Here is a 20,910-nt window from a genome sequence, read left to right as displayed (position 1 = left end):
CGGCTGATTGAAACGTTTTATAACGTCAGGAGACGTTCATGCGCCGGTCGGGAACCTCGACGAAGAGACGGGCCGTCGCCGTCGTGCTCGCGCTCGCCGCGGCGGTCCTGCCCGCCACGACCGCGACGGCGGAGCCCGCGCACGGCGGCCCGCTGCCACCGACCGCGCTGCGCGCCGACGGCCAAGCGTCGGACGCCCTGGTCGGCGGTCCGCGGCCGACGCTGGCCTGGACGGTGAACGACTCCGGACGCGCGGAAACCCAGACGGCGTACGAAATCCGCGTCGACGGCCCGCGGTCCCACTGGGACTCGGGACGCGTGGAGTCGGCGAATTCGGTCGATGTCGCCTATACCGGACCCGCCCTCGGCAGCGACCGCACCTACCAGTGGTCGGTGCGGACCTGGAACAGCGGGGGCCGCCCGTCGCCGTGGTCGGCGCCCGCCCGCTTCGACACCGGCCTGCTGCAGCCGGCCGACTGGTCGGCGTGGTGGCTGCAGGTCGACGACGGCGCGCTCGTCCGGGGCGGCTTCGACGTCGCCAAGCCCGTCGCCCGCGCCCGGCTGTACTTCGGCGCCCAAGGCGTCGCCGAGCCGCACCTCAACGGCACCCGCGTCCAGCCCGGGCAGGTGCTCGACTCCGCCGTCACCGACTACGCCGCCCGCGTGCTCTACCGCGACCTCGACGTCACGAAGCTGCTCAAGCCCGGCCGCAACGCACTCGCGTTCATGGCCGGGAAGGGCCAGTACACCGGGCGCCCGGCGCTCGTCGCGCAGATCGACGTCACCTACACCGACGGCTCGACCGAGCGCTTCGGCACCGGAACCGACTGGAAGGCCCACGCCGGCCCGGTGACCGGCGACGACTTCTACTACGGCGAGACCTACGACGCCCGCAAGGAGATCGCGGGCTGGGACACGGCGGGGTTCGACGCCGGCGCCTGGCCCGCCGCGCACGCCGTCGCCCCGGCGTCCCACCGCCAAAGCCTGGCGCAGGGCAAGCCGGTGACGGCCTCGGACACGACGACCTGCTGCGGCTGGTCCCCGGCGGCCGCGACCGACGGCATCGACGGCTCGATCGACGCGTCGGAGGGCTACCACTCGGCCATCGGATCCACGGCCGACACCACGAAGTGGGCGCAGGTCGACCTCGGCTCGGCGCAGAAGATCGGCTCGGTGGCGCTGTTCCCGGCCCGGCCGACCAACGACCCGGCCGGGGACTTCGCCGGCGCCGGGTTCCCGGTGCGCTACCGGGTCCAGGTCGGCGACGACCCGGCGTTCGCCACCGCGACGACCGTCACCGACCGCACGGACGCCGACCAGGCCAACCCGGGCACCGCGGCCGTCACCCTGCCCGCGGACGTCACCGGCCGGTACGTCCGGGTGACCGCGGCGAAACTCGCCTGCGTGGGCACCAGCTGCACGTTCCGGCTGGCCGAAATCGGCGTCTACGGCCCGAACTCCGCGGTGGTCAGCAGCGGCGTCACGCAGCTGCAGGCCGACATCACCCCGCCGACCCGGATCGTCGCGAACCACGACCCGGTCAAGGAAACCCGGCCCGCGCCGGGCGTGCGCGTCTACGACTTCGGCCAGAACCGCACCGGCCAGGTGACGCTGCGGGCCGCCCGGCCCGCCGGGACGACGGCGTCGCTGAAGAAGGGCGAGATCCTCGACGCGAACGGCCGCGTCACGACCGCGAACATCAGCTTCGACGGCTCCGAACCACCCCGCCAGACCGACCACTACACGTTCAGCGGCGCCGGCACCGAGACGTACCAGCCGCACTTCAACTACGCCGGCCTCCGCTACGCCGAGCTGACCGGCGTCCCGGACGACGCCGCCGTCACCTTGACCGCGCAGGAGATCCACACCGATGTCGCCTCGACGGGCCGGTTCGGCACCTCGGACCCGGGCCTCGACAAGATCCAGGCCGCCGTCACGCAGACGCAGCTGAACAACCTCGAGTCGATCCAGATGGACTGCCCGACCCGGGAACGCCACGGCTGGCTCGGCGACGCCGTCGACTCCGACCAGGAGGCGATGGCCAACTTCGACATGCAGGCGTTCTACACGAAGTGGCTCGGCGACATGGTCACCAGCCGGAACGCCGACGGCAGCCTGCCCTCGGTCGCGCCGGTCAACGGCCGCACCGACTGGCTCACCGACCCCGCGTGGGGCACCGCGTACCCGCAGATCATCTGGGACTCCTACACCCAGTACGGCACCGCGCAGCTGCTCGCCACGCACTACGACCACGTCAAGGCGTGGGTCGACTACCTCGGCACGATCAGCGACGCCGACCACGTCGTCGTCACCCCGCCGACGTCCTGGGGCGACGACTGGCTCTCGACGGTCAGCACCCCGCACGGCTACTTCCAGACCGGCTTCTCCTACTCCGACGCGACGCTGCTCGCGAAGATGGCGGGCGTCCTGGGGAGACAGGCCGACGCCACCAAGTACGGCGCGCTCGCCGGGCAGATCGCCACGGGCTTCCTCAAGCGCTTCTACTCCGCCGACACCGGCGTCTTCGGCACCGGGACGCAGCTGTCCTACGCCCTGCCGCTCGTGTTCGGGCTCGTCCCGCCCGGCCGCGAGCAGGCCACGGTGGACCGCCTGGTCGCCGACGTCGCGGCGCACCAGAACCACGTCACCACCGGCTTCGTCGGCACCACGCTCGTGTTCCAGGCGCTCGGCAAGTACCAGCGCAACGACGTCGCGCTCGCCATCGCGCAACGCACCGACTACCCGAGCTTCGGCTACATGGTCAACCAGGGGCCCGGGACCATCTGGGAGAAGTGGGACAACTCCTCGGCGCCGGACGGGACGTCGTCGAAGGACCACATCGGGCTCGGCGGCGCGATCGGCCAGTGGTTCCAGCAACAGCTCGCCGGGATCCAGCCCGGCGCGCCCGGCTGGCGCGAGTTCACCCTCGCCCCGGCCGTCGCCGGGAACCTCACCCACGTGACGGCGCAGCAGCAGACCGTGCGGGGGACCGTCGTCAGTTCCTGGCAGCGCGACGGCAGCACGCTCACCTACCACGCCACGGTTCCCGTCGGCGCGAAGGCGACGATCCGGCTGCCGCTGCTCGGCGGCAAGCAGTCGTCGGTGCGGGAGAACGGGCGGACGATCTTCGCCGAGGGCCACGCCGCCCAGCCGGACCCCGGGCTGACCGTCGGCCGCGCCGACGACGAGACGCTCACCCTGACCGCCGGCTCGGGTGACTACACGTTCACCGTGACGCCGCCGCGCACGCCGTTCACCCGGCTCACGCTCACCCCGGGCACCCCGGCCGCGATCACCGCGGGTGGCAGCGGGGACATCCCGGTGGTCGTCGAAGGACGGTCCACCGTGGCCGGTCAGGCCACCCTCGGCGCCCAGGTGCCGGCGGGCTGGACCGCGACGGCGACCCCGGCCGGGGTCCCGTTGACCCCGGCCACGTCCGAGACTCCGGGGAGCGTGCGGATCACCGTCCCCGCCGGCGCCAAGAGCGGGCTGTACCCGGTGACGCTGACCGTGAAGCCACCGCGCGGCGACGCCGTGAAGACGACCGTGAACGTGCCGGTCTTCGGCAGCTGGGCGAGCGGCACGACGGCTTCGGCGTCGAGTGAGCACGCGCCGAACGTCGTCGACGGCGCCACCCGCACCTACCTGGCGTCGAACGCGATCGACCACGACCTGGCGACGTTCTGGAACGACGACACCGACAGCCGGTACCCGGACACGCTCACCGTCACGGCGCCCGCCGCGACCGCGCTGACCGGCGTCGGCTTCGCCTCCCACCCGGACGGCGTCCCGACCGACTTCACCGTGCAGACCTGGGACGGCACCCAGTGGGCCGACCAGGTCCACGTCACCGGCAACACCGCCGTCCACCGGTGGATCCCGTTCCCGGCGCCGGTGACCACGACCCAGGTGCGGATCGCCGTCGCGGCCGCACAGAACAGTTTCACGAGGATCGCGGAGGTGACGCCGTGAAGTGGCGTGGAGCAGCCCTGATCGCGGCCGTGCTGATCACCGGCACGACCGTCCCCGCGGCCGCGGAGGCCGCACCCGCTTCGTCGTCCCCGTGTCCCTGGGTGGGGTCCCCCGCGCCCGTGGACAAGCGGGTCGCGCAGGTCCTCGGGCAGATGACGCTCGACGAGAAGATCGCGATGGTGCACGGCACCGCCACCGGCGGCTACACCGGCCGGGTCGCGGGCAACGACCGGCTGTGCATCCCCTCCTTGAAGATGGAGGACGGTCCGCTCGGCGTGAACCTGGGCAACACCACCCAGCTGCCCGCCGCGTCCGCCGTCGCCGCGTCGTTCGACGCGGGGCTGGCGAAGACCTACGGGTCGGTGATCGGGGCCGAGGACAGGACGAAAGGCGTCGACGTCGACCTCGGCCCGACCATCAACATCGTCCGCGACCCGCGCTGGGGCCGGGCGTTCGAGTCCTACAGCGAGGACCCGTACCTGGCCGGGCGGATGGGCGCGGCCGACATCGACGGCGTCCAGTCCCAGGGCGTGATGGCGCAGGTGAAGCACTGGGCCGTCTACAACCAGGAGGCCAACCGCAACAGCACGGCCGACAACGCGGTGATCGACGACCGGACCGTGCACGAGATCTACACGAGCGCGTTCGGCACCGTCGTCGCGCAGGCCAGGCCGTCGTCGGCGATGTGCTCGTACTCCTCGATCAACGGCACCTACGCCTGCGAGAACCCGTACCTCAACGACATCCTCGAGCAGGACTTCGGGTTCGACGGCTTCATCACCTCGGACTGGGGTGCCACGCACAGCACGGCCGCGTCGGCGAACGCCGGGATGGACATGGAAATGCCCGGCCAGGACTTCTTCGGCACCGCGCTGAAGACGGCCGTCCAAAATGGACAGGTGCCGCGGTCCCGGCTGGACGACATGGTCACCCGCATCCTGCGCGAGGAGTTCCGCTTCGGGCTGTTCGACCACCCGTCGCCCGACACCCCGGACGCGGCGGCCTCGACGGGCGCTCATCTGTCGGTGGCGAAGAAGGCCGCCGAAGACGGCACGGTCCTGCTGAAGAACGACGGCTTGCTGCCGCTGGACGCGCACAAGCTGCACTCGGTCGCGGTGATCGGCGACGGCGCGGGCAAGAACACGCTCAGCTCCGGCGGCGGCAGCGCGCACATCGCCGGCACCGGCACGGTCACGCCGTTCGACGGCATCAAGGCGCGGGCGGGCTCCGGCATCGACGTCGAATACGCGCAGGGCAACCTCGGCACGGGCAGCGCGTTGCCGCCGATCGAGAGCACCTACCTCAAGCCGCCGTCGGGTACCGGCACCGGCTTGCAGGGCGACTACTACGCGAACACCGACTCCTCCGGGACGCCGGTGGTGACCCGCACCGATCCGCAGGTGGCGTTCACCTTCACCGGCGCGCCCGCCCCCGGCGTGCCCGCGACGAACTTCTCGGCCAGGTGGACGGGCACCCTCACCGCACCCGTGACCGGCACATACACCCTCGGCCTGACCAGCGACGACGGCAGCCGGCTGCTCGTCGGCGGGCAGCAGGTGATCGACAACTGGGGTGACCACGGCGCGGCCACCAAGACCGCGCAGGTCCCGCTGACCGCGGGGCAGCCGGTGTCGGTCGAGGTCGACTACTACCAAGCCGGCGGGGACGCCTCGGTGAGCCTGGGCTGGCTGCCGCCGGGGGAGGACCTCCTCGGGCAGGCGGCCGCGCTCGCCGCGAAGTCCGACGTCGCGGTCGTCTACGCCAACGACTACGAGTCCGAGGGCGGCGACCTCGCCGACATCGACCTGCCCGCCGACCAGGACAAGCTGATCGACGCCGTCGCGGCGGCCAACCCGAACACCGTCGTCGTGCTCAACACCGGCTCCGCGGTGACCATGCCGTGGCTGGCGAAGGTCAAGGGCGTCTTCGAGGCGTGGTACCCGGGCCAGGAGGCCGGCCACGCGATCGCGTCACTGCTCTTCGGTGACGTCGCGCCGTCGGGCAAGCTGCCGGTGACCTTCCCGGCCTCGCTCGGCCAGGTCCCCGCGTCCACGCCGGAGCAATGGCCGGGTGTCGACGGCAAGGTCCGGTACTCCGAAGGCCTCGACGTCGGCTACCGCTGGTACGACCGGAAGAACCTGACCCCGTTGTACCCCTTCGGGTTCGGGCTCTCGTACACGAGCTTCCGGTTCTCGAACCTGAAGGTGGACGGCGACACGCTGCGGGAGAACGGCCGGATCTCGGTCAGCGCCGACGTCACGAACACGGGGTCACGGCGTGGTGCCGAGGTCGCCCAGCTGTACCTGAGCGATCCGGCGTCCACCGGGGAGCCGGTGAACCAGCTCAAGGGCTTCCAGAAGGTGGATCTCCAGCCGCACCGGACGCAACGGGTCCGGTTCGAGCTGACCGCGCAGGACGCGTCGTACTGGAGCACCGACGCGCACGCGTGGGAGCTGGGCGTCGGCAGGTACACCGTCCGCGTCGGCGACTCGTCGCGGAACCTCCCGCTGGCGGGCGGGTTCCGCGTCGACCACACGACGGGGCCGCGGTTCACGAAGGTGGCCGCGCCCGCGATCGCGGCGCCCGGCAAGACCCTCTCGGTGACGACCACCTTCACCAACGGCGCCACCGAAGCCGTGCACGACGCGACGACGAGCCTGGCCGTCCCGGCGGGCTGGACGGCGGGCCCGCGCACCCCGGCCTCCTTCCGGACGGTCCGGCCGGGGGAGTCGGTGGCGACGACCTGGTCGGTGACGGCCGGCGCGTCGGCGGCGCCCGGTCCGGCCTCGGTGTCCGCCACCACCCGGTATGCCGGCGGCAGTGTCCGCGCAACGGCGACCACGCAGGTCGCCTACCCGAACCTGGCCGCGGCGTACACGGACGTCGGCGTCACGGACGACGCGGACCCGGCGCCGGGCAACCTCGACGGCGCGGGCTTCAGCTTCTCCGCCCAGGCCCTCGCCTCGGTGGGCATCCACCCCGGCGGCCCGGTGACGAGCGGCGCGGCGACGTTCACCTGGCCGGACGTCCCGGCGGGCCGGCCCGACACGGTGACGACGGCCGGCCAGAGCGTCACGGTGAGCGGCGCGGGATCGGCGCTGGCGCTGCTGGCGGCCGGCACGAACGGCACCCAGAGCGGCCCGGTGACGGTGACGTACACGGACGGCACGACGTCGACCTCGACGGTCACGGTCGCGGACTGGTACGCGAACCAGGCGGTGGCGGGCTGCGTGCTGGTGGCGACGACGCCGTACTGGAACCGGCCCGCGGGCAGCACGTATCCGCACGACCAGAAGGTGAGCCTCTACGCGGCGTCGGTCCCGCTGACGGCGTCGAAGCAAGTCGCGTACGTGACACTGCCGGTGAACAAGCAGCTGCACGTCTTCGCGACGGCGTTCACGGGGTGAAGCCGCCGCACCGGTGTCAGTGTCCGCCGCCGAGGCGGTACTCCGCGTTCACCAGGTCGAGGAGTTCGGCCACCGACGTCTCGCCGGCGAGCCGGTCGAAGGTGATTTCGCCGTGCTGCAACAGGTTCACCCGGTCGCAGACGTCCATCACCTGCCCGTAGTTGTGGGCGATGAGGATGATCGCGATGTCGCCGCGGCGCTTCAGCTCCTGCAGCACGCGCAGGATCACGGCGCTCTCCTTCGCGCCCATCGCCGCGAGCGGCTCGTCCAGCAGCATCAGCTTCGCTTTCGAGTACACCGAGCGGGCCACCGCGATCGCCTGCCGCTGGCCACCGGACAGCATGCCCACCTCGGCGGTCACCGACGGGATGTCGATGCCGATCGAATCCAGTGCTTCGCGGGCCCGGCGTTTCATCTCACGGCGGTGCAGGAACGGGAACGGGCGGTGGGTCAGTTCGCGGTTCAGGTGCAGGTTCAGGTAGACGGGCAGGTCGTCGATCATCGCCAGGTCCTGGAACACCGTCTCGATGCCCAGCGACCTGGCGTGCACCACGGACTTCAGCGTGACCGGCTCGCCCTCGAAGATGATGTGCCCGCCGTCCGGCTGGTGGTAGCCGGTGAGGATCTTGATCAGCGTCGACTTGCCGGCGCCGTTGTCCCCGATGAGGCCGAGGACTTCGCCGCGGCGGACGTGCAGGTTGACGTCGGCGAGCGCGGTGACCGGGCCGAAGCTCTTGCTGATGCCTTCGACGCGGACGACCTCGGCACCGGGCTCGGCGGTCATGTCAGCTCCCGGGATCCGACGCGTTTGCGCAGCACGATCAGCGTCACGTTCAGCACCATCGCGACCAGGATGGCCGCGCCGAGCACCACGTTGAACGCGTTCGCGCTGACCCCGGTCAGGTTGAACCCGTCGAACACGATGCCGAGCAGCAGCGCGCCGAGGAACGCCCCGACCACCGTGCCGGACCCGCCGAGCAGCGCCGTGCCGCCGATCACGGCCGACGCCACCGCGAAGAACATCGTGGTGAACCCGCCGTTGGTCGGGTCGTACGAACCGACCCGGGTGCCCTGCAGGATGCCGGCGAGCCCGGCCAGGGTGCTGGTGACCGCGAAGTTGACCACCTTCACCCGGTTGATCGAGATGCCGGACTCCGCGGCGCCGACCGGGTTGCCGCCGGTGGCCTGCGTGTGGATGCCGAAGCGGGTCGCCGAAAGCACCACCTGCATGACGACGACCACGCCGACGGCCCACAGGAACTCGGTCCAGTGCGTCCCGCCGAAGACGTCGACCACCCAGCTGTCCTTCGGCGCCCCGACCGGGCGGGCGTTCGAGATGATCAGGACGAGGCCCTGCAACAGGAACGCCATGCCCAGCGTGGTGATGAACGACGGGATGTCGAGCACCGTCCTGATCAGCCCGTTGACCAGCCCGACCAGCGTGCTCACCACGATCGCGCCGAGCAGCGCGAGCCACAACGGCCAGCCGTTGACGAAGAACTGCATCAGCATGAACGGGGCGAGGGTGAACACGAACCCGGCGGAGAGGTCGATCTCCCCGCAGATCAGCAGCATCACCTGCCCCGCGGCGATGATCGCCCACGGTGCGACGTACTGCGCGATCGTCTGGTAGTTGTCCAGGGAGTTGAACGCGCCACTGGTCGCCGTGAAGTAGATCCCGGCAGCGACCGTGACCAGCAGGATGCTCAGCTCCTTGACGCGCATCACGCGCAGCAGCAGCGATCTCACCGGCGTCGCCCCGCTACCGGCTCAGCACCGAAGCCGGTGGCAGCGGGATCGAACCCGGCATCGCGAGCACGTTCTTGTTGTCGCCGCCTTCGAACCTGCTGTGGGCCGTCGCGTACGGGTCGACGTTCTGCTTGGTGACGAACGTGAGGCCGGTGTCGGTGGCCGGCGGCGCGACCAGCGTGCCGGACAGCCGGAAGAGGTACAGGTAGAGCACCGACAGGAAACCCTGCAGGTAGGGCGACTGGTCGATGGTGAAGTCCAGTGCGCCGGCCTTCACCCCGGCGACCGTGTCGTCGAGCAGGTCGAACCCGCCGCCGCCGATCTTGCCGGAGAGGCTGCGGTCGGCGATCAGCTTCGCGCACGCGGCGGTGCTGCCGGCGTCGACCGCGTAGATCCCTTTCACCCCGGTGTTCCCGGTGTACGCCGCGGTCATCGCGTTGAGCTCGCCGGCCTGCTCGGCTCCGGTGTTCACGGACTGGACGCGGACGCCGGGCGCGGCCTGCTTCAGCGCGTCGGTGATGCCGTCGAGCCGCGGCTGGACGTTGTTGCCGCCCGGCTGGGCGATGCCGACCAGGATGTCACCGGAGGTGATCTTCTGCGCGATGCGCTGTCCCATCCGGAACCCGGACAGGTAGAGGTCCTGGCCGACGTAGGTGAGCGGGTAGTTCCCGGCCGCGCTCGCGTTGTAGGCGATCACCGGAATGCCCTGGCCCAGCGCCCGCTTCGTGAGGTCGACGAACGCGTTGTTGTCGGTCAGCGAGATGGCGATCCCGTCGACCTTGCTGTTGATCGCGGTTTCCATCGCGCTCGCCATCTGCGCGACGTTGCCGTTTTCCGAGCCGGTCCACTGTGGCTCGGGCACGCCGAGCAGCGCCGCGGCGTCGGCGAGCCCGGAGCGGGTCGGGACGAAGAAGGAATTGGTGGTGACGTGGTTGACGAACACGAACCGCCACCCCGGCGTACTGGGGAACGGTCCGGACTTGGCGTTGTTCTGGCCTTCTTGGACGCTGGTGCACGCGGACAGCAGGGCGCTCGCGGCGACCGCACCACCGCCCATGCCGAGGTATTTCAACGCTGTTCTTCGGGAAGGAGCGCCTGTTTCGGACATGACTGTGTGACCCCGCATTCGTCTCGACGGCAGCGCAGGAAACATTCGAAGATCCGCGGCACGAGTGTATGCCCTTCGGCGCGGCCGGTGTTCCTTCCTTCGGCGGACGATGGGGCATCCGTTCGTCCCAGTGAAACGCACCGGCGCGCCCGATTCGCGAATCCCGCTGTCGAATCAATCGAAAAACCGAAGGGCGGGAAGGGGACCGAGGGGACGCTCTCCGCGGTCGACGTCCTGGACCGGCTGCCGCTCGAGGTCGGCGACCTTGGTCCTTCGGGCAGGTGACCTGCGGTCCTGGGCGGACCTGCGCGGAGCGGAAATGATCGGGGCGAGCAGATCCGGGTCGGCACGGCCGAGGCGGACCGGATCGGCGCGGCTCGGCCCGGCCGCGCGGGACGCGGCGCACACGCGGTGGATGGACGCGAGGCCCCGACCGCGCCGTTCCGCTTCGGACCTGACAGGAGATGACGATGCGCAAGTACGTGTACGACTTCGCCGAGGGCAACCGCGCCATGGCGGACCTGCTCGGCGGCAAGGGCGCGAACCTCGCCGAGATGACCGTGATGGGGCTGCCGGTGCCGCCGGGGTTCACGATCACCACCGAGGCGTGCCGGGCCTACCTGGCCACCGGCGCGCCGCCCCAGGGGCTGGCCGAGGAGGTGGGGGAGCACCTGCACGCGCTGGAGCGGGCGATGGGCCGCAAGCTCGGGCAGGTGGACGAGCCGCTGCTGGTCTCGGTCCGCTCCGGCGCGCGGTTCTCGATGCCGGGGATGATGGACACCGTCCTCGACATCGGGCTGACCGACGAGTCGGTGGCCGGGCTCGCCGCGTGGTCGGGGGACGAGCGGCTGGCGTGGGACTCCTACCGGCGGCTGGTGCAGATGTTCGGCACGACGGTGCTGGGTGTCGAGCCCGGCCACTTCTCCGACGCGTTGCGGGCGGCCAAGCTGGCCAAGGGCGTCACCGGTGATCTCGAGCTGGACGCGGCCGACCTGCGGGCCCTGACGACGACGTTCAAGAACATCGTCCGCGAGCACGCGGGCCGGGAGTTCCCGCAGGACCCGCGGGAGCAGCTGGACCTCGCGATCAGGTCGGTGTTCGAGTCGTGGAACACCGAGCGCGCCCACGTGTACCGCCGCGCCGAGCACATCCCCGAGGACCTGGGCACCGCGGTGAACGTCTGCGCGATGGTGTTCGGCAACCTGGGCGACGACTCCGGCACGGGCGTCGCGTTCACCCGCGACCCGGCCACCGGGGCGCCCGGCGTCTACGGCGACTACCTCGCCGACGCGCAGGGCGAGGACGTCGTGGCCGGCATCCGCAACACCCTGCCCCTGCACCGGCTCGCCGAGCTGCAGCCGCGGCCCTACGAACAGCTCATGGCGATCATGCGGACGCTGGAGGAGCACTACCGCGACCTGTGCGACATCGAGTTCACGATCGAGCGGGGCAAGCTGTGGATGCTGCAGACCCGGGTCGGCAAGCGCACCGCGGCCGCCGCGTTCCGCATCGCCGAGGCCCTGCGCGAGGAAGGCGTGATCGACGCCGACGAGGCGCTGCGGCGGGTCACCGGCGCCCAGCTGGCCCAGCTGATGTTCCCGCGGTTCGCCGACACCGCCACCCGGCCGGTCGCCACCGGCGTCGCGGCTTCTCCGGGGGCGGCGGTCGGTGAGGTCGTGTTCGACTCGGCCACCGCGGTCCGCCGGGCGGAGGCAGGCGCCGCCGTCATCCTGGTGCGGAAGGAGACCAACCCGGACGACCTCGACGGGCTCATCCACGCTCGCGGCGTGCTCACCAGCCGCGGCGGCAAGACTTCGCACGCCGCGGTCGTGGCGCGCGGGCTGGGCCGGACCTGCGTGTGCGGCGCCGAGTCCCTGAACGTCGACGCCGCGAACCGCCGGTTCACGACCGCGGACGGCACGGTCGTCGCCGAGGGCGACGTCATTTCGATCGACGGGACCGCGGGCGAGGTGTACCTCGGCCGGCTGGCCGTGGTGCCGTCCCCGGTCGTCGACTACTTCGAAGGCCGCCGCCCGCCCGGGCGCGACGCCCTGCTGCAGGCGGTCGACCGGATCATCACCCACGCCGACGCGCGACGGCGGCTGGAGGTGCGGGCGAACGCCGACACCTCGGACGACACGCGGCGCGCCCGGCGCCTCGGCGCGACGGGCGTCGGGCTGTGCCGCACGGAACACATGTTCCTCGGCGACCGGCGGGTGCTGGTCGAACGGCTGATCCTCGCCGAGACCGACGCCGAGCGCGAATCCGCGCTCGCGGCGCTGCTTCCGCTGCAGCGCGAGGATTTCGTGCGGATCCTCGAGGAGATGGACGGGCTGCCGGTGACCATCCGGCTGCTGGACCCGCCGCTGCACGAGTTCCTGCCCGACCGCACCGCGCTGACCGCCCAGGTGGCGGTGGCCCAGGCCCTCGGCCGGCCGGACGCGCCGGAAACCCTGCTGCGCGCGGTCGACCGGCTGCACGAGCAGAACCCGATGCTGGGCACGCGCGGGGTGCGGCTGGGACTGGTCGTGCCGGGCCTCTACGAGATGCAGGTGCGTGCCATCGCCGAAGCCGCCGCGATCCGGGTCCGGGCGGGCGGGACGCCGCGCGTGGAGATCATGATCCCCCTGGTCGGCGACGTGCGTGAGCTCGACATCATGGCCGGGCGGGCGCGGCGGATCCTCGACGCGATCACCGCCGAAACGCAGTTCCCGTACGAGATCGGCACCATGATCGAGCTTCCCCGGGCCGCGTTGACCGCGGGCCGCATCGCCGGTTCGGCCGAGTTCTTCTCCTTCGGCACCAACGACCTGACCCAGACCGTGTGGGGCTTCTCCCGCGACGACGTCGAGGCGACGGTCTTCCCGGCCTACATCACCGAGGGCATCTTCGCGGTGTCGCCGTTCGAGACGATCGACCGGGACGGCGTCGGCAAGCTCATCGCCGACGCGGTGGAAGCGGGCCGGGCCGCCCGCCCGGACCTCGTCCTGGGCGTGTGCGGCGAACACGGCGGCGATCCCGCGTCGATCGGGTTCTTCCACGACGTGGGCCTCGACTACGTGTCCTGCTCGCCGTTCCGCGTGCCGGTCGCCCGGCTCGAGGCCGGCCGCGCCGCCGTCGGCCAGGCCGACAGCGCCGTCGACAACCGCTAGGAGCACAAGGGCCGGCGGCGGAGGACCAAAGGCCCGGGTTTTTCAACCGGCTTTCCCTGTGGCGTCCCGATCGGACGAAGCATTGTGGTGGCAGGACACCGAACAGGGAAGGCAGGTGCGTGATGGCGGCACCGGTGATCGGTCCGACGACCCGGACCGACGCGTGGTCCGGGTTCCACGGCCAGGACTGGCGCGGGAACATCGACGTCCGGGGGTTCGTGCAGGACAACTACACACCCTACGAAGGTGGCGCGGAGTTCCTGGCCGGACCGACCGAGCGCACGAAGGCGTTGTGGGCGAAGCTGACCGGGCTGTTCGCCGAGGAGCGCCGCCGCGGGATCCTCGACGTCGACACCCGCACGCCGTCGTCGATCACCGCGCACGCGCCGGGGTACCTCGACCGGGACCGGGAGCTGATCGTCGGCCTGCAGACCGACGCGCCGCTCAAGCGCGCGATCATGCCGGCCGGCGGCCTGCGCATGGTCGAGGCGGGGCTCACGGCCTACGGCTACCAACTGGACCCGGCGGTGAAGGAGATCTTCACCCGGTACCGGAAGACGCACAACGACGGGGTGTTCGACGCCTACACCGCCGAGATCCTGGCGGCCCGGCGGGCGGGGATCATCACCGGGCTGCCGGACGCCTACGGGCGCGGGCGGATCATCGGCGACTACCGCCGGGTCCCGCTGTACGGCGTGGACCGGCTGATCGAGGCCAAGCGGGCCGACCGGGCCGCGCTGGACGCGGTGCTCTCGACCGAAGCGGTCATCCGGGACCGTGAGGAACTGGCCGAGCAGATCCGGGCGCTCGAAGAGCTGCGGGAAATGGCCGCGGCCTACGGTGACGACATCTCGCGCCCGGCCGCGACCGCCCGGGAGGCGGTGCAGTGGCTCTACTACGCCTACCTCGCCGCGACCAAGGAGCAGAACGGCGCCGCGATGTCGCTGGGCCGGGTGTCGACCTTCCTCGACGTCTACCTGCAGCGGGACGTCGACGCCGGCCTGCTGTCCGAAGTGGACGCCCAGGAGCTGGTCGACGACCTGGTGATCAAGCTGCGGATCGTGCGCTTCCTGCGCACCCCGGCCTACGACGAGCTGTTCTCCGGCGACCCGACCTGGGTGACCGAGGCGATCGGCGGCATCGGCGAGGACGGCCGGCCGCTGGTCACGAAGACCAGCTTCCGGTTCCTGCAGACCCTCTACAACCTCGGCCCCGCCCCGGAGCCCAACCTGACGGTGCTGTGGTCGCCGCGGTTGCCGGCCGGGTTCAAGCGGTTCTGCGCCCAGGTGTCGATCGACACCAGCTCCATCCAGTACGAGAGCGACGACCTGCTCCGGCCCCGGTTCGGCGACGACACCGCGATCGCCTGCTGCGTGTCGGCGATGCGGGTGGGCAAGCAGATGCAGTTCTTCGGTGCCCGGGTGAACCTGGCCAAGGCACTGCTGTACGCGGTCAACGGCGGCCGCGACGAAATGACCGGTGAGCAGGTCGCGCCCGCGTTCCCGCCGCTGTCGGGGGAGTACCTGGACTACGCGCAGCTGCGGGCCGCGCTCGACCGGGTGACCGGCTGGCTCGCCAAGACCTACGTGGACGCGCTCAACATCATCCACTACATGCACGACAAGTACGCCTACGAGCGGCTCGAGATGGCCCTGCACGACCACCCGGTGCAGCGGCTGCTGGGGTGTGGCATCGCCGGGCTCTCGGTCGTCGCCGACAGCCTGTCCGCGGTGAAGCACGCCCGCGTCCGGGTGATCCGGGACGAGACCGGGCTCGCGGTCGACTACGCGGTCGAGGGCGACTACCCGCGCTACGGCAACAACGACGACCGCGCCGACGCCATCGCCGTCGAGCTGGTCGAGGACTTCATGGCCAAGGTCCGGCGCTACCCGGCCTACCGCGGCGCGGTCCACACCCAGTCGGTGCTGACGATCACCTCGAACGTGGTGTACGGCAAGCACACCGGCAACACCCCCGACGGCCGCCGCGCCGGCGAGCCGTTCGCCCCCGGCGCCAACCCGATGAACGGCCGGGACAGCCACGGCCTGGTGGCCGCGGCGCTGTCGGTGGCCAAGCTGCCCTACGACCAGGCCCAGGACGGGATCTCGCTCACCGCGACCGTCGTCCCGGCCGGCCTCGGCCGCACGAGGGAGGAACGCATCACCAACCTCTGCGGCATCTTGGACGGCTACGCCGACGCGGGCGGGTTCCACCTCAACGCCAACGTGCTGGACCGGGAGACGCTGCTCGACGCGATGGCGCACCCCGGGAAGTACCCGCAGCTGACCATCCGCGTGTCCGGCTACGCCGTGAACTTCGTGCGGCTCACCCCGGAACAGCAGCGCGACGTGGTCAACCGGACGTTCCACGGATCGCTGTGACCACCACCCTCACCCGCGCCGGGTCCGTCCACTCCTGGGACCTCTCCACCGGGGTGGACGGCCCCGGCACCCGGTTCGTGGTGTTCACCAGCGGCTGCCCGCTGCGCTGCCTGTACTGCCAGAACCCCGACACCTGGCACATGCGTGACGGGAAGCGGGTCTCCGTCGACGACGTCGTCGCCGAGATGAGCCGGTACCGCCGGTTCATCGAGGTCGCCGGGGGTGGTCTCACGGTCAGCGGCGGGGAACCGCTGCTGCAGCCCGCGTTCGTGGGCGACCTGCTCCACCGGGCCAAGGCGCTCGGCCTGCACACCGCGCTCGACACGTCCGGCTACCTCGGGGGAAGGGCCACCGACGGGCTGCTCGCGGACACCGACCTCGTGTTGCTGGACATCAAGTCCTGGGACCCCGGCCGCTACCGCCGGCTCACCGGCGTCGACCGCACACCGACCCTGGCCTTCGCCCGCCGGCTGTCCGAGCTGGGCAAGGCGATGTGGGTGCGGTTCGTGCTGGTGCCCGGCCTCACCGACGACCCGGACGACGTCGAAGGCATCGCGTCGTTCGTCAGCACCCTGTCCACTGTGGAACGCGTCGACGTGCTGCCGTTCCACAAGCTCGGTGCGGCCAAGTACACCGCGCTCGGCCTGCCGTTCCCCCTCGCCCACGTCCCGGCTCCCGATGCGGATCTGGTCCGGCGGGTTCGCGAGCAGTTCGCCCGGCATCACCTGCCCACGACCTGATCCGGGCGATCGGCCGGAGGACGAAGGTCACTGCGAGCCGTGACGTTCGGCTGGTGATCGGTGCGGCGCTTTCCTCGAAGCCGGACAGCCTGCGGCTGACACCAGGGTGGTGTCGCGGCGAGGCGGGATCACCGAGCCGGACCGCCCGGAGGAGGCGCGTCTTGTCCGCTCGGCCAGGCCCCGCGAACGATCACTCGTCGCGTTGCCGACCCCGGGGAACAGGGTCGGCACCGCGGGCGGCCTGGGCGGTTTCATTCCACCGCTGGTGATGGGTGCGCACTATAGTGTCACCGCGGAGGCGGCCTGCCGGAGACGCATCAGGCTTGAACCCCTTTTCGGGCGGCGGGCCAGGCGTTGTATCGAATCTCGGGCTTCCCGGCTTTTCAAGATACGGCTTCGCCGGGGTGTGGGGAATCGGCGCTTCCTGTTCTTGCTTCCCGCTCGGTGCGGGAGCGCCGATTCCCCACGCTACGGTGTCCCTGCCGCGGTCTCGCTTGATCATCCTTTCGTGTGATGAACATGCGTGCGACTGCCGGTAATCTTGGTGTGTGGAAAGCGAAGCGGTGTGGAAAGCGGATGCGGTGGCCCTGGCCGACCGCATCTCGACACTGCTCACTGCTGTTCGGTCTGCTGAGGCTGAGATCGGTTCTCTGCTCGTGGAAATCGAGTCGCGCGGTGTTATGGACCTGTTCGGATACCGGTCTGTTGCGCGGCTATTCGAGCACCTCGCAGATGTTCCCAAGGCTGCCGCCGAGAACGTGGTCAAGCGAGCCCGAGCCCTCGCACCTGGCTGCAATCTCGACGGCACTCCTATTCCGGCTGTCGCTCCCGCCACCGGCGCCGCCGCGTTGGACGGCTGGTTGAGCACTCCGATGATCGACACCATCGTCGGTGTCATGACGCAAGTTCCACCCGAACACCGCGATAACGCCGAACGAGACTTGCTGTCCTTCGCCGAAGAAGCCGGACACAAGCAGGTCGCTGCACTGGGTGCGCGGATCGTGGCGCACCTCGATCCCGATGGCGCCGAACCCGATGAGGCTGAACCGGCCACCCCCAGCCGCGAACTGTCGTTGCGTCGCAAAAGAACCGGGGTGTGGGAACTTCAGGGCCGGTTCGATGACGAGACCGGTGCCCGGGCCAGTGCCCTGCTGGATTCCCTGGCCGAACGCCGTAGAGTCGACGATGGTCCCGACTTCCGTTCCCCGCAGGAACGTTACGGCGACGCGTTCTCCGACGCGATCGACTTGGCCTTGAATTCCCCGGACTTGCCGATGCAGGCGGGTGAACGGGCGCACGTGATGGTCGCGGTCTCGTTGGAGGACTTGAAGTCTGGTGTCGGTCAGGCGACGTTGGGTGATACCGGCCGCATCTCGGCGGCCGAGGCCCGGATCCATGCCTGCGACTGCCAGATCATCCCCGCTGTCCTGGGTGGCAAGAGCGAGCCCCTCGATCTCGGCCGTCTCCGGCGGTTGGTCTCACCCGGACTTCGCCGGGCGTTGTACTTGCGCGACCGTGGGTGTGCTTTCCCCGGTTGTCATCGGCCGCCTCGGCATTGTCAGGGGCACCATATCCGGCACTGGGCTGATGGCGGGCCGACCGAGCTGGGCAACCTGGTCCTGATGTGCGGCCACCATCACCGGTTGCTGCACCGTTCCGGTTGGCAGGTCCGCATCGCCGCCGATGGCTTGCCCGAGTTCCTGCCACCGGTGTTCTTGGACAGGCGCCGAAAACCCAGGCGCAACAACCTCCACGTGCCGTTACCGTTCGCCGCCTGATCAACCGAAGAGGGGGAAAGGCCCGCAGCCACCGGCTCCGGGCCTACACCCACGCCCGCGAGCCGAAAGCCCTGATTACCTCCAAGAGCGGAACCAACGCCTGCGGTTGTGGATCAAGGAAAGCATCCGGGACAAGATCCTCGACCCGGGCGATCGTCTAACTTGAGTTTCAACGTTTGAGTGGTTGGCGGGGCCCCTGTCGATCATGAGTGAAGCCCTTGGTCGATCATTCCTCTTGCGACAGATGGAAGATCGAACCAAGGGCTTCAGTTGATCAGTGTGCATCATGCCGGCGACGTCGGCGTGGCCGGGGAGCTCTCGGCGTTGCGGCAGGAGTTCTACCGCTGTCTGACCCGTCGGGCGGATGCGTTGTTCGAGCTGACCGAGGCGATGTTGTGCGCGGACGGGCCGGTGCGGTCGGTCGCGGAGTTGTCGCTGGCTGGTGAGCACCGCCGCGGGTATGGCAGCGGCTATGCCGCGCTAGCCCGGGGACGTGTCGACATCGATCGGCTACGCACCGCACTGACCGCGGTGCCGCTGCCGCGGGCCGCGGACGAGCGGCTGGTACTGGCAGTGGATGTGACCTGCTGGCTGCGTCCGGAAGCACACACCTGCTCGCAGCGGATCCTGTGTCACACCTACGGCCGCGGCAAGGACCAGCACATAATGGTGCCGGGCTGGCCCTACTCCGTCGTCGTCGCCCTGGAAACAGGACGCCATTCGTGGACTGCGCCGCTGGATGCGGTCCGGCTCACGCCCGGAGACAACGCCGCGAGCGTGACTGCTCGGCAGATCCGCGGCGTGGTGGGCCGCCTGATCGCGGCCGGGCACTGGCGGCCGGGAGACCCGGACATCTTGCTGGTCGCCGACGCCGGCTACGACGGTCCCCGCCTGGCCCACGTGCTGGCCGATCTTCCGATCACCGTGCTGGTGCGGATGCGCACCGATCGGGTCCTGCACCGCCCGGTCCCGCCGCAGCCGCCCGGCACGTTGGGCAGGCCCCGCCGCCACGGCGACGAGTTCGCCTTCGGTGACCCGAACACCTGGGGCGAGCCGGATGTCACCATCGACACCACGACCCGGCTCTCGGTCCCGCGCTGGTCCGGGCCTGGGACCGGCTGCACCCACGGCTGACCCACCGCATCGCCTGGGCCGGCCACGACGGTGCCCTTCCAGTCATCGAGGGCACCGTGATCCGACTGCAGGTCGAGCGCCTGCCCTCCGGCGCGATCCCGAAACCCGTGTGGCTCTGGCACTCCCGCACCGGTCTCGACCACGCCGAGGTCGATCTGGCCTGGCAGGCGTTCCTGCGCCGACTCGACATCGAGCACACCTTCCGCATGCTCAAGCAAACCCTCGGCTGGACCACCCCGAAACTTCGCTCACCCGAGGCGGCCGACCGCTGGACCTGGCTACTTCTCACCGCCTACACCCAACTCCGGCTCGCCCGCGACCTCACCACCGACCTGCGCCGCCCCTGGGAGAAACCCCGACCCGCTCAGCGGCTCACCCCAGCCAGGATCCGTCGAGGATTTCGGAACCTACGTCCACAACTCGCCTGTCCGGCCGGTGTCCCGAAACTCTCCCGGCCCGGCCCCGGACGCCCCGCCGGACTGCCTAACCACCAGCCCGCAGCACGTCACGACGTCCACACCGTCACCAGCACAAACAAGCAGAAACCCAAACGCGGCAAGAACACCAAGTCAAGCAACCCACGACCCCGCCGAACAGGTTAAAACTCAAGTTAAGAGATCAGTTCAGAATGAGTTCGTGTGTCGGCTTTGCGTGCAGTGTTGGATGTTCCAGGATCACGGGATGCGCGAGGAGGTTGTGACCGACGAGCTGTGGGACCGGCTGGAGCCGTTGATCCCGGTGTATCCGCGGCGTTTTCGCCATCCAGGTCGCAGGCGTGCGGATGATCGAGCAGCGTTGGAGGGCATCCTCTACGTCGTGCGCACCGGCATCGGCTGGAACAGGCTGCCCACCGCTCTGTTCGGCGCCTCTGGCGCGACGTGCTGGCGACGGCTGGCCGAGTCGCACGAGAGCCGAGCCTGGCAGCAACTGCGCGAGCAACTGCTCGCCGAGCTGCGCGCCGCCGGGCTGCTCGACCTGTCGGCCATGCTGGTCGACTCCACTCATCTGCGAGCACTCAAAGGGGGGACCACACCGGACGGAGCCCGGTCGACCGACGCAAACCCGGCTCCAAGCACCACCTGATCACCGACGCACACGGCACCCCGCTGGCCGTCACCCTGACCGGCGGGCACCGCAACGATGTCACCCAGCTGATCCCATTGCTCGACGCCGTCCCACCCATCCGGGGCGTGGTCGGCAAGCCACGTCGCCGGCCACGGCGGCTCTACGCCGACCGCGGCTACGACCACGACAAGTACCGGCGCCTGGTCCGAGCCGGCGGCATCACCCCGTTGATCGCCTGCCGCGGTGTCGAACACGGTTCCGGCCTGGGCGAGATCCGCTGGCCAGTCGAACGCACCTTCGCCTGGTTCAAAGGCTTTCGCAGGCTCCGCATCCGAACCGAACGCCGAGCCGACCTCCACCAAGCCATCTTCAGCCTCGCATGCTCGATCATCTGCCTACGCAAGCTCATTCTGAACTGATTTCCA

Annotated in this window: 12 protein-coding genes; 9 read left to right on the top strand and 3 right to left on the bottom strand. The window is 70.3% G+C overall.

Annotated elements, in window-relative coordinates; translation table 11 throughout:
- Window positions 1-38: 38 nt before the first annotated feature.
- Window positions 39-3,971, top strand: coding sequence for a family 78 glycoside hydrolase catalytic domain (locus QRX60_RS43050; protein ID WP_285997227.1), 3,933 nt, complete (start codon window positions 39-41; stop codon window positions 3,969-3,971).
- Window positions 3,968-7,378: a glycoside hydrolase family 3 C-terminal domain-containing protein gene (locus QRX60_RS43045; protein ID WP_285997226.1), complete on the top strand. Its 3,411-nt coding sequence runs from the start codon at window positions 3,968-3,970 to the stop codon at window positions 7,376-7,378. Before QRX60_RS43050 ends, QRX60_RS43045 begins: the two co-directional genes overlap by 4 nt.
- 16 nt (window positions 7,379-7,394) lie before the next feature.
- Here QRX60_RS43045 and QRX60_RS43040 read toward each other — a convergent pair whose 3' ends face one another.
- Genes QRX60_RS43040 through QRX60_RS43030 form a run of 3 tightly spaced genes read right to left on the bottom strand, consistent with a single transcriptional unit; the run spans window position 7,395 to window position 10,199 of the window.
- Complete coding sequence (locus QRX60_RS43040; RefSeq protein ID WP_285997225.1) at window positions 7,395-8,162, bottom strand: ATP-binding cassette domain-containing protein; 768 nt, start codon at window positions 8,160-8,162, stop codon at window positions 7,395-7,397.
- Entirely contained in the window at window positions 8,159-9,127 is a 969-nt protein-coding gene (locus QRX60_RS43035; protein ID WP_285997224.1) for an ABC transporter permease, read from the bottom strand. Before QRX60_RS43035 ends, QRX60_RS43040 begins: the two co-directional genes overlap by 4 nt.
- Before the next feature lie 13 nt (window positions 9,128-9,140).
- Window positions 9,141-10,199 (bottom strand): sugar ABC transporter substrate-binding protein, encoded by a 1,059-nt coding sequence (locus QRX60_RS43030; protein ID WP_285997223.1) that lies wholly within the window; start codon window positions 10,197-10,199, stop codon window positions 9,141-9,143.
- A 506-nt stretch (window positions 10,200-10,705) separates the two neighbouring features.
- Here QRX60_RS43030 and ppdK point away from each other — a divergent pair.
- The 7 genes from ppdK to QRX60_RS42995 all read left to right on the top strand — a co-directional run bounded on the left by ppdK (window position 10,706) and on the right by QRX60_RS42995 (window position 20,904).
- The gene (ppdK, locus tag QRX60_RS43025; RefSeq protein WP_285997222.1) at window positions 10,706-13,387 is read left to right on the top strand and encodes a pyruvate, phosphate dikinase; all 2,682 of its coding nucleotides are present in this window, start codon (window positions 10,706-10,708) and stop codon (window positions 13,385-13,387) included.
- Between the two features lie 122 nt (window positions 13,388-13,509).
- Window positions 13,510-15,768 (top strand): formate C-acetyltransferase, encoded by a 2,259-nt coding sequence (gene pflB, locus QRX60_RS43020; protein WP_285997221.1) that lies wholly within the window; start codon window positions 13,510-13,512, stop codon window positions 15,766-15,768.
- Window positions 15,765-16,508 carry a pyruvate formate-lyase-activating protein gene (pflA, locus tag QRX60_RS43015; RefSeq protein WP_285997220.1) on the top strand — a complete coding sequence of 248 codons (744 nt, stop codon included), beginning with the start codon at window positions 15,765-15,767 and terminating at the stop codon, window positions 16,506-16,508. The genes pflB and pflA overlap by 4 nt, the downstream gene beginning before the upstream one ends.
- A 548-nt stretch (window positions 16,509-17,056) precedes the next feature.
- On the top strand, window positions 17,057-18,286 hold the full coding sequence (locus QRX60_RS43010) for an HNH endonuclease signature motif containing protein (RefSeq protein ID WP_285997219.1): 1,230 nt from the start codon (window positions 17,057-17,059) through the stop codon (window positions 18,284-18,286).
- Window positions 18,287-18,565: 279 nt separating this feature from the next.
- Window positions 18,566-19,420, top strand: coding sequence for a transposase (locus tag QRX60_RS43005; protein WP_286003817.1), 855 nt, complete (start codon window positions 18,566-18,568; stop codon window positions 19,418-19,420).
- 56 nt (window positions 19,421-19,476) lie between these two features.
- Window positions 19,477-20,022: a hypothetical protein gene (locus QRX60_RS43000; protein WP_285997218.1), complete on the top strand. Its 546-nt coding sequence runs from the start codon at window positions 19,477-19,479 to the stop codon at window positions 20,020-20,022.
- Between the two features lie 79 nt (window positions 20,023-20,101).
- Window positions 20,102-20,904 (top strand): IS5 family transposase gene (locus QRX60_RS42995; RefSeq protein ID WP_285997217.1). Its coding sequence is split into 2 segments (ribosomal slippage): window positions 20,102-20,438 and window positions 20,438-20,904, totalling 804 coding nucleotides; the frame shifts between segments, so codons are not numbered across the junction.
- Window positions 20,905-20,910: the final 6 nt, after the last annotated feature.

The sequence above is a fragment of the Amycolatopsis mongoliensis genome (assembly GCF_030285665.1).
Classification (GTDB): Bacteria; Actinomycetota; Actinomycetes; order Mycobacteriales; family Pseudonocardiaceae; genus Amycolatopsis; species Amycolatopsis mongoliensis.
Note: the sequence above shows the minus strand (reverse complement) of the source record. Positions and strands in the feature narration are given on the sequence as shown.